This window comes from Escherichia sp. MOD1-EC7011 (assembly GCF_002965005.1).
In the GTDB taxonomy this organism is placed as follows: Bacteria; Pseudomonadota; Gammaproteobacteria; order Enterobacterales; family Enterobacteriaceae; genus Escherichia; species Escherichia ruysiae.
The window spans coordinates 36,367-50,503 of record NZ_PTRD01000034.1 but is presented as its reverse complement, the minus strand read 5'-3'; the positions used below and the strand labels follow the sequence as shown (position 1 = coordinate 50,503).

Below are 14,137 nucleotides of genomic sequence, written 5' to 3'. Positions count from 1 at the left end.
GTTCCCTCAGGAAGGAAATGCGAGTGATTTCACCGTCACCGGCACAACCGATCCGCCAAAAAGAGGCGTACCAATGTCGATATAGTCCCCCGCGCGAACAATCACTTCGTCAATGACTGCCAACGGGAGTTGTTGTAGCTGTGGGCGCAATAACATGCCCAGAGCTTTACCAAAGTCCTGCCCGGCTACCACCAGCAGGGGATGCGGATTCGGAAAACGCGCGACGAATTGGGTCAACGCGTCGATGACCGTCAGTAATGCGGCATAACGCACGGGAAGCCCGGCGGGTAGCGCCAGCACGTATGCGTCTGTTTGGGGACAAAGATCGAGCTGCGCCAATGCCTGCTGCCAGGCATCAACCAGGTTCGACTCAGTCTGTGGGATGGCCACCGGCAGATTGCGTATCGGCAAATCAACGCCATCCAGCCAAATTGTGCTGCCGGAAAGCGATAGCGTATGCGCGCCCGCGCCAATCACCGTGGCGCGCACGGTTTGCGCCGGAAACTGCACGTTCATCTCACGCAGGCGCGGATGTTCATGCAGCGCCGTCGCCAGCAGCGGGCCAATATCGGAAAAACAAAACGGGTCGGCAGGCTGATGGCGGTAACACTCGCCCACGCCGCCAGAAAGGGTGATAACGTCCGGTTTCACATCGGCGGGCAGAAGGCCGGTTTGCATCAACTGCTGCGCAAGCGCAGAGAGCGTGCCGCTCACCACTTCCACAATAAGCTCCGCCATCCGCCGGGTAACCTGCCCAAGCTGTGCGCCAGTGAGTGCGCAGGCGTCGGTTCCCTTGCCAAAAAGGTCATCGACAATCATCTGCCCCGGCTTGTGGGCGTAAACCACCCGGCCCTGGCTATCCGTTTCCAGCAGACGTCCGCCGACGTTCAGGCAGGCGGTTCCGCTCACCTTTCCCGCTTCAAAGAGCGCGTAGTTTGACGTACCGCCGCCAATATCAATATTCAACACCCGGCACATCCGCTGTTCCGACAGGGTTTGCGCCCCGGCGCCGTGTCCGGCAATCACCGATTCCAGATGCGGCCCGGCGCTGGCCACCACAAAATCGCCCAGCGACTGGGAAAGCGTCATGACCGCCGGACGCGCATTGCGGGTTTTCGCACTCTCGCCGGTGATGATAATGGCCCCGGAATCAACGCTTTCCGGCGCAATGCCCGCAGCCTGATATTGCTCAAGGATTAAAGTTTTCAGCTCCGCTTCTTTTAATCCGCCCTGTTTATCGACAGGGGTAAAGAACACCGGGCTTTGCCAGCTAATTTCGCGTTTGATGAATTCGTAACGCGGCACCTGCGACACTGCCGCACGGTTAACCAGTTCCAGACGGGAAAAGATCACCTGGGTGGTGGTGGTGCCGATATCGATACCGACGCTCAGTAGCTGGCGAGTGTTCACGATTGTGCCTCCGCTTCGGTTTTAACCTGTGCTGCGTCATCTTTCGGCACCAGCATCATTGCCACGCCAATCGCCGTGACGCCGCCAATCAGCTTGCCGACAATCATCGGGAAGATCATCGCGTTCATGTTGGCCGCCGCAAAACCTAAGTGATCGCCCAGAGCGAACGCCGCAGAGACGGCGAAGGCGCAGTTGATCACTTTGCCGCGGGTATCCATCTGCTTCATCATGCCGAACATCGGGATATTGTTGGCAAGCGTTGCCACCATGCCCGCTGCCGCAATATTATTCACATTCAGAAGCTTACCGACGCTCATCAACGGTTTTTCAAACCAACGGGTGAGCAGCAGCACCATCGGATACGCTCCCAGCAGCACGCAGGAGATAGAACCAATAACTTCGATGGCGCGCATCACTTCGCCAGGTTTATCGCCGGGCGCTATAAAGATAGGATCAAGACCTGGAATAAGTTCCCAGCCAAGCAGGAATTTCACTACCGCGGCGGCAAGGCCAATCGTAATCAGCGCGACGAGGAATTTGGCGAAGATCTGGAAGCCGTTGATCATTTTTTCCGGGATGAACTTCAGCCCCAATGCCACCAGCACCGCGACAATTAATACCGGGATCATGTTCATCAGGATCAACGCGAAGGTGAATTCCACCGGCTGACCGTTGATCTGCACGCCGGAATACATGGCGATTAAGCCACCCGCGATACAGCCGATGGGGATGGTGACGATCCCGGCCAGCACGCCAAGCGCCAGGTAACGACGGTCGGAAGGTTCGATAATGCCGAGCGCCACGGGAATGGAGAACACAATCGTCGGCCCCATCATCGAGCCCAGAATCAAACCTGAGTATAGCCACGCCGCCACATCGCCGCCCGCCAGCTCTTTAGCGAGGAAGAAGCCGCCCATATCGCACGCCAGCAGCGTTCCGGCGAACATTGACGGGTTAGCGCCAAGCATTTCATACAGCGGGATAATGACCGGGCCCAGCACATGCGCCAGCACCGGTGCCAGCGCAGTCATACCGACCATCGCCAGACCCAGCGCGCCCATCGCCATAAAGCCTTCTTCGAACTGCCCGCCCGATCCTTCAATACTTTTACCGAATTTACCGAGGAAACGTGCAGAACCGCCGAACTGCGACAGGATCCTGTCTACGGCAGCTATCAGCATAAAGAACATCATGATGTACATGATGATTTCGTTAATTCCCATCGCCTTTACTCCCTGTTAGTTGTTATTTATTGGCGGATGCGGCGTAAACGCCTTATCCGCCCTACATGTGCAATCCCGAAGGCCGGATAAAACGCGACATACGTCGCATCCGGCAATTGCTCCGCACTGGCGGATGCGGCGTGAACGCCTTATCCGTCCTACATGTGCAATCCTGTAGGCCGGATAAGACGCGACAAGCGTCGCATCCGGCGTTTATTGTGCTGCTGCGTACAGGCCGACAATCTGTTCCAGGCTGGCGGTACGCGGATTACTGCGCAGACAAATATCTTCCAGCGCGGCCTGCGCCCATGCGCCGTAATGCGCAGATGTCGCACCAACATCGCCCAGTCGTTTACCAATCCCAACTTCCGCAATCAGCTCACTAACCGCGTTAATAGCATCACGCTCGTCGGATTTTTTAGTTCGCAGCGCCCTGCCTACCTGGCTAAAACGTTCGCGGCATACCATCCGGTTAAACTCCATCACCGTTGGCAGCAGCATGGCATTCGCCAGACCGTGCGGAATATGCAGCGCCGCGCCCGGCTGATGCGCCATCGCGTGGCATAACCCAAGCCCCGCACTGGAAAACGCCATTCCCGCCATGCATGATGCGAGCAACATACTTTCGCGCGCGGCAAGGTCGTGCCCGTAGCCCACCGCTTTCGGCAGCGATTTACCAATCATCGCAATGGCGCCAATCGCCAGACTGTCGGTAAACGGTGTGGCGTTCAGTGCGCTATACGCTTCAATGGCATGGGTTAACGCATCGATGCCGGTCATCGCCGTGACATGCGACGGCACGCCTTCGGTCAGCGCGGCATCGAGAATCGCCACATCCGGCATCAGTGAGGCATGTGCTAACACCTGCTTGCGCCCGCTCACAGCGTCGATAATCACCGTTACGTTAGTGGTTTCAGAGCCGGTTCCGGCGGTAGTTGGAATGGCAATCAGCGGCAGGCGCGGTTGCAGAACGCGGGTTTCTGACATCTCTGCCAGCGTGCTATCGGGGTTCGTCACCAGCAACGCCACGGCTTTTGCGGCATCCAGCACCGAGCCACCGCCAAACGCGATAACACCATCACAGCCTGATTCACGCAGTTGCGCCACAGCCGCACACACGTCGGTAATGCACGGTTCGCCCACCGGACATGGCCAGAGCGTCATGGCGATACCTTTTACCGCCAGGCTACGCATAAGCCCGGCGGTCATCCCCGCCTGATGCAAAAAGCTGTCTGCCATCACGAACAGATGTTTCAACCCGCGCGTTTGCGCCTGCTGTCCGCAACTGCTCACCGCACCAGAGCCGCAAAGCGTCACAGGTGGAACGCTAAATGTTTTTACCCGTTGCAGATTCAGGGCATCGAATGCCTGAAAGAGCGCGGTCTGCAATTCATTTTGCATAGATCCCCTCCGCTTTCTCTCGCCCGCTACTGGCAATCGCCAGCGGGGTCATAAACAGACTGTGCTGCGGTAAATGCACCTGGAATGTCGGGAATTGTTTGCGAAACAGCTCCGCCACGCCCGGTTGCATACAGGAGCCGCCTGCCAGCCATAAATCAGTAATGCCCTGCCCTGCGATATGCCGTGCGACAATGTCCGCCATTTTTTCGTACACCGGTTTCACCACTGGCCAAATCTCTTCACCGTGACCGCGCTTGTACTGCTCCGCCTCTTCCAGCGGAATACGACGATTTCCGGCGAGCGTCAGAGAAATGTGATGTCCGCCGGTGGCTTCATCCGCCGAGTAAGTCACTTTGCCCTGTTTCACGATGGCAATACCGGTGGTGCCGCCGCCAATATCCACTACGCCTGCGTTATCCAGTTGCAGCAGATCCACCACCGCCGTTGGTTCATCCAGAACATGGCTGACTTCCAGTCCGGCAGATTCCAGTACGTTGATGGAAATACGCGCATCCGTACCTGGGGGAAATGACGTCGCCGCATGGCTAAAACGGCGACCGAATTGCTGCTCAAGGGTGTCGAGATGGCGACGAACAATGGTGACTGCGCCGAAGAAATCCCAGACGATGCCGTCGCGGACCACATCGGCCCAGTCGAGGCATACCGCCACCGGCTGACCTTCGCGGTCGACAACCATCGACACCACATCGCAGGTGCCCAGATCCACCCCCAGCCACAGCGGAGACTCCGTCGCGCCAGGCGTCTGGTTACACAGCGTTGCCGCCGTTTGCAGACGCGGGGTGAGCCATTGTTCGTCGTGCGCCATCGGTTACTCCTTAAACAATGCGAAACGCATCGACTAATACACAGCGACGCAGACGGACAAACGTCCGTGCGCTGGTTACCCCTTCACCGGTTGGCGTGGTGATGGTCATGGTGGTCCAGCCCTCCCCGCCCAGACCCAGCCCGGCAATGCACGGTCCGTTCTTAACGAAAATGCTGGTATCAATGGCGTTCGCCATCTGGTTCATGTTTTCGATATTGCGCGAGTGCATTGCCGCCGTATGGTGGCAACCGCCTTCCAGTTTCACCGCCAGCGCAATGGCATCCGCCACATTGGCGACGCGCACCACCGGCAGTACCGGCATCATCAGTTCGGTCACGGCAAACGGATGTTCTGCGGTGGTTTCTACAAACAGCAAGCGCGTTTCTTGCGGCACGTTCAGGCCGATTGCCGCCGCGATTTTCGCCGCATCGCGACCTACCCAGTCGCGGCTGACTGTGCCCTTTCCGCGTTCGTCGATATTTTTCAGCAACACTGGTTGTAGCTGCTGCGCCTGCTCTGCGGTCAGTTTCACCGCGTTCTGGCCTTCCATCAGACGCATCAGCTCATCGGCTACGCTATCGACGACAATCAGTACCTTTTCATCGGCACAAATAATGTTGTTATCGAAAGAAGCGCCTTTGACAATGGACTGAGCGGCACGGGCAAGGTCGGCGGTTTCATCCACCACTACCGGCGGGTTGCCTGCACCTGCGGCTATCAGACGTTTATTGGTGTGTTTACGCGCCGCTTCCACCACTGCTTCGCCGCCGGTCACCACCAAAAGGCCGATGCCCGGAAACTTGAACAAGCGTTGCGCGGTTTCGATATCCGGATTTGCCACGGTCACCAGTAAGTTTTCCGGCCCGCCTGCGGCAACAATCGCCTGGTTGAGCAGCGTAATCGCCCGCTGGGAGACTTTTTTCGCCGCCGGATGCGGGGCAAAAATGACGCTGTTGCCCGCCGCAATCAGGCTGATGGCGTTATTAATAACGGTCGCCGCCGGGTTAGTGGACGGCGTTACCGAAGCCACCACGCCCCAGGGCGCGTTTTCAATTAAAGTCAGGCCGTTGTCGCCGGTCAGCACTTGCGGAGAGAGACACTCAACGCCTGGCGTGCCGCGTGCCTGAGCGACGTTTTTGGCAAATTTATCTTCGACGCGCCCCATGCCGGTTTCACTGACGGCAAGTTCCGCTAAATCTCTGGCGTGTTTTTCGCCTGCTTCACGAATGGCAGCAATAGCTAACTGGCGCATTGCCACGCTTTTTAACCCTTGCTGAGCAATTTTGGCTGCCGCAACGGCGTCATCCAGGGACGCGAAAACACCCATCTCATGAACGACGGCGGGCGGCATGTCACTGCTTTGCATTTTCAGCAGTACCGCTTTCACCACCTGTTCAATATCCTGTTGATTCATGATGTTCTGCCTTATTTGTGGAAAATTACCTGACCGCCAGAGACCACCTCATCGACGATGCCAATCACGCACAGATCGACCGGTGACGTTTCGCTTTTATGCGCCTGGCGGGCGGAACTGCCACTCACCAGCAACACCCACTCCCCGGTTCCTGCGCCAATGTTGTCGATGGCAACGGCACACTGCCCGTCAGGGTTTCCCTGTGAATCAATCATTTCCACCATCAGCAATTTGTCATGCGCCAGTCCGTGATGGCGTACGGTACAAACAATTTGTCTAGTGACGACTGCCAGTTTCATACCCGCCTCCGTGGCGTATTTCAGGTAAAAGCTCCCCCTACCCTCCGCAGAAGGTAAATAGAAAAAGGAGAGAGCGTGACGCCCGAATCGACGTCACACAGGGTGATTACAGGTTACTGCTGTCGCCTTTCAGGCCGATCGGGAACACTTCTTCCAGGTCGCCGTGCGGACGCGGAATAACGTGGACAGATACTAGCTCGCCGATACGCTGTGCCGCTGCGGCACCGGCATCGGTCGCCGCTTTACAGGCAGCAACATCACCGCGAACCATCGCAGTACACAGGCCGCCGCCAATCTGCTTAACACCAACCAGTTTGACGCGCGCAGCTTTTACCATCGCGTCAGAAGCCTCAATCAGTGCAACCAGGCCCCGGGTTTCGATCATTCCTAATGCTTCCATTGTGTTTTCCTCTTTATAGGGGTCCAGAACGGGACCGTTCATTCAACCAGTGTTTGTAAACTGCTTTCGCGGTTCACTTCTGTCTGACGCGGTACGGCTGCCACCAGCGCCAGTTCGATAATTTCCTGCACGCTACAGCCACGAGAGAGATCGTGCATCGGCGCGGCAAGCCCTTGTATCAACGGTCCGACGGCACGATATCCGCCAAGTCGTTGTGCGATTTTGTAGCCAATATTGCCCGCTTCCAGCGACGGAAAAACCATCACATTGGCCTTACCTTGTAGCGGGCTGGCAGGCGCTTTTTGCGCCGCGACATCCGGCACGAAGGCGGCGTCAAACTGTAATTCTCCATCCACCACAAGCTGTGGCGCGCGTTCACGGACGATTTCGGTCGCCTGCTGAACGTTAGCAACGCAGGGGTGACGGGCGCTGCCGTTGCTGGAAAACGACAACATCGCTACGCGCGGCTCTTCTCCGGTGATGGCGCGCCAGGTGTCGGCGCTGGCAAGCGCGATATCCGCCAGTTGCGCCGCCGTCGGCTGTGGCACCACGCTGCAATCGGCAAAGCCCAACGCGGAGCCGCTGTACTGCGGCAGCATCAGGAAAATGGAGGAGAGCGTTTTGCAGCCTGGCTGCAAGCCAATAATGCGTAATCCGGCGCGTAACACATTCGCCGTGGAAGAGAGGTTGCCCGCAATGCAAACATCCGCTGTACCGGCGCTGACTATTGCGGCGGCAAACATCAGCGGATCGGTGAGTTTATCCAGCGCGTCCGGCGGCGTTTTATCGCCTGCGCGAGCAAGCCAGCGGTGGGTAAATTCGTCCCGCATCGCAAGATTGCTGTGTGGATCAATCACCTGTAGCCCGTCCATCGCCACGCCATGACTGAGCGCAAACTGGCGAAGTTCAAACGGATTGGCGACCAGAATGGGCGTTGCCAGAGCTTGTTGATGTAAATATTGCGCGGCTTTCAGCACACGTTGATCTAACGCATCCGGAAAAATCACTCTGGCGGGCGCTCGCAACGCCAGTTCACGACAACGTTCAATTATCATGGCGTCTCTCCCAGTCGTTGTTGGATCTGCGTCACCGTTAGCGGCTGCTTCGTCACGCTCAGGATCATCATCACGTAAACTGTGCTGGAAAGGCGGTTCAGCGCCTGCAAGATGTCCGGGCGTAATACTTCAAAACTGCGGGTGATAAACACCTGCGCCGCTACGGTTTCGGTTTCACGCACTTTGGTGCGTAGCAGATTGAGCAACGCGGCATCGCGCCCGTGGCTGGCTTCCGGCACCAGATGATCGTGATCGAGATAACGCAGAGGCTGATGGGAAAGCCGATGCAGGTCTTCGTCTGAAAGCCCGACAATCGCCTGGCAGCCCAGCGGTTCTCCCAGCGCATCGGCGCGCATAATGTTGCCAAGACGCGAACGGATGTCCGCCAGCCACGGCTGCCACGGTTCCGCCAGTTCAATTTGCAGCCACACTGTCAGCGCAATGGTGCTGTCGAGAACAGCGCGAAAACCCAGGCGCGGATCGCTTTTAGCGACCATTTTTTCCGCCGACAGATGAGTCAGCGTGTCTGGCTTTTTCGCCACCGGCTGGTGGCAGAGTTCGCAGCACGCCTGCGGATATTCATCGCTACTGGTCAGCCCGTGAACGCGCTGCGGCTGCTGCTGTTCATCGTCAACAAACAGGCTGCCCTGCTCGTCAATAAACTTGATGCGCAGATGGCGGCTTTCCAGTAACTCCCGGGCAGAGGGCGTCAGGCGACTGTGCGCAGGGAGATGGATCTCTGCGCCTTCGCTAAGCGTATGGTTCGCTCTTAGCCATGCTTCGGTGATGAAATCTTTCATAGGGATTGCCAGTTAGCCGGCCAGGCGACATACAGGAATTTCACGCTGGATGTCGTACCAAATTCGATGCTGGAACCCTTCGGGATAAACATCACGTCGCCCGCTTTGGCGATCATGGTTTCGCCTTCATGGCGAACGTGCAGTTCACCTTCCAGTACCATGTCGATTTCGTCGTAGTTCAGCTTCCACGGGAAGAAGGCGTTATCCCACTGCATAAAACCCGCAGCCATGCTGCTGCCGTCATCTCCGGTAACCAGGTCGGTCAACCCGACGCATTGAGGCTCCGCGCCGTCGAAACGACCAAACTTCACGCTGCCGCCATCGATAACTTTGATGCCGCCTTTGCCGGTCACCGATTTAAAACTCGACTGCATTGCGCCCTGCTCCAGCGACTGCTTTTCCTTCATCACTTTTTCCATCAGTTGCGCGACCAGGCTTTCGGTAAACTGGCCTTCCGGCAGTTGGGCGATGATGGTTTCGCGAATGCGCTGACTTTCGGTTTTATCGGCAGGCGCGCTGGCAGGAACGGACGCCGTTACCGGTGTCGATTCATCGCATTCGGTGATGGTAAACCCCAGCAGATCCGCCACTTCTCGCGCTTCCGGGGTGGATAATGCTGGCGCGCAGAACCACGGACATTGCCTGTTCGCCGCGCGCATGGGCTTCACGAATATCATTCGCTGTGATGAGTTTTTTCACCTGCTTCCTCCTGTTCGGTGAGAGATGCCAGATAATCCACCAGTTGCTGCACGCTTTGCGGGTCGTGGCTGTTTAGCTCGAAAATCGGCTCTTCAAAGCCAGTCTCGCGCAATAACTGTCGCGTTGCGGCGACGTCAGCATCCGGCATGTCCGTTTTACTGATGACGGCGATTTGCCGTTTAGTGACGCCAATATCCAGCAACCCGGCAGGTAATCGGCTTTCCGGATCATTTGCGCCGTGGACATATATCAGCATGTCCACATCCTGTAGCGTGGTAATTAAGGCGTGATACCAGCGGGGATGGCTAAAATATTCACCTGGCGTATCAATATCACCCTTATTATTAAATTCCACAGTCTGCGTTTTTCGCGCGAGGGTATAATCCCCTTGCAACGCATTAAATAACGTTGTCTTTCCTGCTCCGACAGCACCCACAAACGCAATTCGTTTCATGAATGCCTCGCATTAACTTTTGGTCATTTCACAAAGCGTATAATTTAATAAGCGCCCTAAACCGCTGACGGTTTGTGATAACGCTTCTTCTACCGCGCCCACCGAGCCATAAATCACCAGCGCGCCGCTAAAACGGTCAAGAAAACCGATATGCACATCGGCGGCTTTCAGTGCTAAATCGCCGGCGATCATCGCTGTTTCACCGGGAGTTAGCGTCATAATGCCGATTGCGCCGGCATCGGGAACACCGATTTTCTTCGCCAGTTCCTCACCGGGATGCGCAATTAAATGCGCCAGCGTGACCTGTTTACCGGGCACAAATTCCTGAATGATGCGTTCTTTATCCATGAGTCGCCGCCTGTGAAAAATCTGGCGCTATCGTGACAATTTTTCGTCAGAGTAAATAACAAAATTCGGCAAGGGAGTTTAAAAGGTGAGGTAGATCACTAAGAATGGAGAGATATTTTATCTAATGCATAAATTTTCATGTACAGCACATGAATATAATTAAATTGATATTGATTTATTTTTATATGGCGCGCTTTATTATTCGAAAAACAAGTAATAATTCCTTCTGATATATTGCGATAAACCGCTTACCCTGAATATTCAGGGTAAGCGTAAGAGTTAAGAAAGAATTACAGCGGCTGGGTTTGCGCTTCAACCACGGCCAGCGCCACCATGTTGACGATACGACGTACCGACGCGATTGGCGTTAATACGTGAACCGGTTTCGCCACGCCCATCAGCACCGGACCAACGGTTACACCTTCCGAGCTGGAAACGCGTAGTAAGTTGTAACTAATGCGGGCGGCTTCCATATTCGGCATCACCAGAATATTAGCGGAACCTTTCAGAGAGCTGTCCGGCATACGATCGTTGCGAATCGCTTCCACCAGCGCCGCATCACCGTGCATTTCGCCATCAATCATCAGTTCTGGCGCACGTTCCCTGACCAGTTCCAGGGCTTTACGCATTTTGCTGGACGACGGGCAATTTGAAGAACCAAAGTTGGAGTGCGAGAGTAAGGCAACACGCGGCTCAATACCGAAACGACGGACAGTTTCTGCCGCCATCAGCGTGATCTCCGCCAGCCCTTCTGCGTCTGGATCATCGTTGACGTAGGTGTCAGCAATGAAGGTGTTACCACTCGGCAGCAGCAGCGCGTTCATTGCGCCTGCGGTGTGAACGCCATCGCGATAACCAAACACATTTTTCACCACACTAAAGTGTTCGTGATAATCCCCCACCGTACCGCAGATCATTGCATCGGCTTCGCCACGCTGAACCATAATCGCGCCGATCACTGTCGGATTGCCGATCAATGCACGCTGTGCCTGTTCCTGGGTGACCCCGCGACGTTTCATGATCTGGAAGTATTCGGTCCAGTACTCTTTAAAGCGCGGATCGGATTCGTTATTGACGATCTCAAAATCAACACCCGCTTTGATCTGCAAGCCCAGTTTCTGAATGCGCATTTCGATCACGTTCGGACGACCAATAAGAATCGGTTTCGCCAGTCCCAGCGTTACCAGTTCCTGAGTGGCATGCAGAACGCGCGCCTCTTCCCCTTCCGGCAGAACAACGCGCTTCGGCGCTTTGCGAGCCTGAGAGAAGATCGGCTTCATAAACAGGTTGGTTTTGTAAACGAACTCGGTCAGTTTGTCGATGTAGACGTCGAAATCAGCAATCGGACGCGTCGCCACACCGGACTCCATTGCCGCTTTTGCCACCGCTGGCGCGATCTTGACGATCAGACGCGGATCGAACGGTTTAGGAATGATGTATTCCGGGCCAAAGCTCAGATCCTGATCGCCATAGGCAGAAGCAACCACTTCGCTCTGTTCCGCATGAGCCAGTTCAGCAATCGCACGTACCGCCGCCAGTTTCATCTCTTCATTAATAGCGGTTGCACCAACGTCCAGCGCGCCACGGAAAATGAACGGGAAGCAAAGCACGTTGTTGACCTGGTTTGGATAGTCAGAACGACCAGTACAGATGATGGCATCCGGACGCACTTCTTTCGCCAGCGGCGGCAGAATTTCCGGTTCCGGATTCGCCAGCGCCAGGATCATCGGCGCGCGAGCCATTTTCTTCACCATTTCCTGGGTCAGCACTTTCGGGCCGGAGCAGCCAAGGAAAATATCCGCGCCTTCAATTACATCGTCGAGGGTACGTTTACCGTCATCCACCACCGCATAAGCGGCTTTGGTTTCCGCCATGTTCGGCTCTCGACCCTGATAGATAACGCCTTTCGAGTCACAAACCACGATGTTATGTTTTTGCAGCCCCAGTGCCACCAGCAGGTTCATACAGGCGATGGCGGCTGCCCCCGCGCCGGAAACTACCATCCGCACGTCGGAGATGTTTTTCTCTACCACGCGCAAGCCGTTAAGGATAGCGGCGGTGCTGATGATTGCCGTTCCGTGCTGGTCGTCGTGGAATACCGGAATGTTCATCCGCTGGCGCAGTTTCTGCTCAATATAGAAGCATTCTGGCGCTTTAATGTCTTCGAGGTTGATGCCGCCAAAGGTCGGTTCCAGCGCAGCGACCACTTCGATAAATTTGTCCGGATCGAGTTCATCAACTTCAATGTCAAACACATCAATCCCGGCGAATTTCTTAAACAGAACGCCCTTGCCTTCCATCACTGGTTTGCCTGCCAGCGCGCCAATGTTGCCTAACCCCAGTACCGCCGTACCGTTGGAGATCACCGCCACCAGGTTACCGCGCGCAGTATATTTGTAGGCTTTTAACGGATCTTTCTCGATTTCAAGACAAGGCGCGGCGACGCCAGGTGAGTAGGCCAGCGCCAGATCGCGCTGCGTGGCCAGAGGTTTAGTGGGAGAAACCTGGATTTTCCCTGGAACTGGAAATTCATGGAAATCAAGTGCACTTTGTTTTAACTGGTCATCCATTTGGTTGTTCCTTTCACGTAACGTTCACAAAAATGCGTGGGCAACTGCCTCAGCCCACAACATGGCGCACATTATTACCTTGCCGGAGCTTTCAGACTTTGAGCAAGTCCAAACTCTCCTCATAAAAATAATATTTTGGCAATAATCCTATAACACTGATGTTACCTGCTTAATCCGGCAATACCATGCCTGTCTGCTATGCTTTTTTGATGCGATTAGCAAAATTTCTCAGAAGTGTGAATTAACGCACTCACCTAACACTTTACTTTTCAAGGAGTATTTCCTATGAACGAGTTAGACGGCATTAAACAATTCACCACTGTCGTGGCAGACAGCGGCGATATTGAGTCCATTCGCCATTATCATCCTCAGGATGCCACCACCAATCCTTCGCTATTACTCAAGGCTGCCGGATTATCACAATATGAGCATTTAATAGACGATGCTATCGCCTGGGGTAAAAAAAATGGTCAAACGCAGGAACAACAAGTGGTAGCTGCCTGCGATAAGCTGGCGGTCAATTTCGGTACAGAAATTCTCAAAATCGTACCCGGTCGTGTATCGACAGAAGTTGACGCACGCCTCTCTTTTGATAAAGAAAAGAGTATTGAGAAAGCGCGTCATCTGGTGGATTTGTACCAGCAGCAGGGCGTTGAGAAATCACGCATTCTGATCAAGCTAGCTTCAACCTGGGAAGGGATCCGCGCGGCAGAAGAGCTGGAAAAAGAAGGCATTAATTGCAATCTGACGCTGCTGTTTTCCTTTGCTCAGGCACGCGCCTGTGCAGAAGCGGGCGTTTTTCTGATTTCGCCATTTGTCGGGCGTATTTATGACTGGTATCAGGCGCGCAAGCCGCTGGATCCGTATGTGGTGGAAGAAGATCCGGGCGTTAAGTCGGTGCGTAATATCTACGACTATTTCAAGCAGCACCGCTATGAAACCATTGTGATGGGCGCAAGTTTCCGCCGTACCGAGCAAATCCTCGCTTTAACCGGTTGCGATCGTCTGACTATCGCGCCGAACTTGCTGAAAGAGTTGCAGGAAAAAGTCTCGCCAGTCGTCCGCAAATTGATCCCGCCTTCTCAGACGTTCCCACGCCCTGCCCCCATGAGCGAAGCGGAGTTCCGTTGGGAGCACAATCAGGATGCGATGGCGGTAGAAAAACTGTCTGAAGGCATCCGCCTGTTCGCCGTCGATCAACGCAAACTGGAAGATCTTCTTGCCGCCAAACTATAAAC

At 55.2% G+C, this 14,137-nt stretch carries 13 protein-coding genes and 1 pseudogene; 1 reads left to right on the top strand and 13 read right to left on the bottom strand.

The annotated features are described in order from the left end of the window. Positions 1–6: 6 nt before the first annotated feature. From eutA to maeB, 13 genes and pseudogenes are all read right to left on the bottom strand, one after another. Positions 7–1,410 (bottom strand): ethanolamine ammonia-lyase reactivating factor EutA, encoded by a 1,404-nt coding sequence (eutA, locus tag A7098_RS17125; RefSeq protein WP_105281148.1) that lies wholly within the window; start codon positions 1,408–1,410, stop codon positions 7–9. Next, a complete protein-coding gene (gene eutH / locus A7098_RS17120; protein WP_105281147.1) occupies positions 1,407–2,633 on the bottom strand; it encodes an ethanolamine utilization protein EutH in 1,227 nt (408 codons plus the stop codon). Before eutH ends, eutA begins: the two co-directional genes overlap by 4 nt. 213 nt (positions 2,634–2,846) lie before the next feature. Further along, positions 2,847–4,034: an ethanolamine utilization ethanol dehydrogenase EutG gene (gene eutG, locus A7098_RS17115; RefSeq protein ID WP_105281146.1), complete on the bottom strand. Its 1,188-nt coding sequence runs from the start codon at positions 4,032–4,034 to the stop codon at positions 2,847–2,849. Then, positions 4,024–4,860, bottom strand: coding sequence for an ethanolamine utilization protein EutJ (gene eutJ / locus A7098_RS17110; protein ID WP_105281145.1), 837 nt, complete (start codon positions 4,858–4,860; stop codon positions 4,024–4,026). Before eutJ ends, eutG begins: the two co-directional genes overlap by 11 nt. Before the next feature lie 10 nt (positions 4,861–4,870). Further along, positions 4,871–6,274 carry an aldehyde dehydrogenase family protein gene (locus A7098_RS17105; RefSeq protein WP_105281144.1) on the bottom strand — a complete coding sequence of 468 codons (1,404 nt, stop codon included), beginning with the start codon at positions 6,272–6,274 and terminating at the stop codon, positions 4,871–4,873. A gap of 11 nt (positions 6,275–6,285) precedes the next feature. After that, positions 6,286–6,573 carry an ethanolamine utilization microcompartment protein EutN gene (eutN, locus tag A7098_RS17100; protein WP_105281143.1) on the bottom strand — a complete coding sequence of 96 codons (288 nt, stop codon included), beginning with the start codon at positions 6,571–6,573 and terminating at the stop codon, positions 6,286–6,288. A gap of 106 nt (positions 6,574–6,679) precedes the next feature. Further along, complete coding sequence (gene eutM / locus A7098_RS17095) at positions 6,680–6,973, bottom strand: ethanolamine utilization microcompartment protein EutM (protein ID WP_000387713.1); 294 nt, start codon at positions 6,971–6,973, stop codon at positions 6,680–6,682. Positions 6,974–7,011: 38 nt separating this feature from the next. Continuing rightward, positions 7,012–8,028: a phosphate acetyltransferase gene (pta, locus tag A7098_RS17090; RefSeq protein ID WP_105281142.1), complete on the bottom strand. Its 1,017-nt coding sequence runs from the start codon at positions 8,026–8,028 to the stop codon at positions 7,012–7,014. Next, complete coding sequence (gene eutT, locus A7098_RS17085) at positions 8,025–8,828, bottom strand: ethanolamine utilization cob(I)yrinic acid a,c-diamide adenosyltransferase EutT (RefSeq protein WP_105281141.1); 804 nt, start codon at positions 8,826–8,828, stop codon at positions 8,025–8,027. The genes pta and eutT overlap by 4 nt, the downstream gene beginning before the upstream one ends. Continuing rightward, positions 8,825–9,527, bottom strand: a pseudogene (eutQ, locus tag A7098_RS17080) (ethanolamine utilization acetate kinase EutQ). The gene eutT and the pseudogene eutQ overlap by 4 nt, the downstream one beginning before the upstream one ends. Further along, complete coding sequence (gene eutP / locus A7098_RS17075; RefSeq protein ID WP_105281140.1) at positions 9,502–9,981, bottom strand: ethanolamine utilization acetate kinase EutP; 480 nt, start codon at positions 9,979–9,981, stop codon at positions 9,502–9,504. The pseudogene eutQ and the gene eutP overlap by 26 nt, the downstream one beginning before the upstream one ends. 12 nt (positions 9,982–9,993) lie before the next feature. Further along, entirely contained in the window at positions 9,994–10,329 is a 336-nt protein-coding gene (gene eutS / locus A7098_RS17070) for an ethanolamine utilization microcompartment protein EutS (protein WP_000356956.1), read from the bottom strand. A 290-nt stretch (positions 10,330–10,619) separates the two neighbouring features. Further along, positions 10,620–12,899: an NADP-dependent oxaloacetate-decarboxylating malate dehydrogenase gene (maeB, locus tag A7098_RS17065; RefSeq protein WP_105281139.1), complete on the bottom strand. Its 2,280-nt coding sequence runs from the start codon at positions 12,897–12,899 to the stop codon at positions 10,620–10,622. A 285-nt stretch (positions 12,900–13,184) separates the two neighbouring features. Here maeB and tal point away from each other — a divergent pair, with 285 nt between their 5' ends. Then, entirely contained in the window at positions 13,185–14,135 is a 951-nt protein-coding gene (gene tal, locus A7098_RS17060; RefSeq protein WP_001003728.1) for a transaldolase, read from the top strand. Positions 14,136–14,137 lie beyond the last annotated feature (2 nt).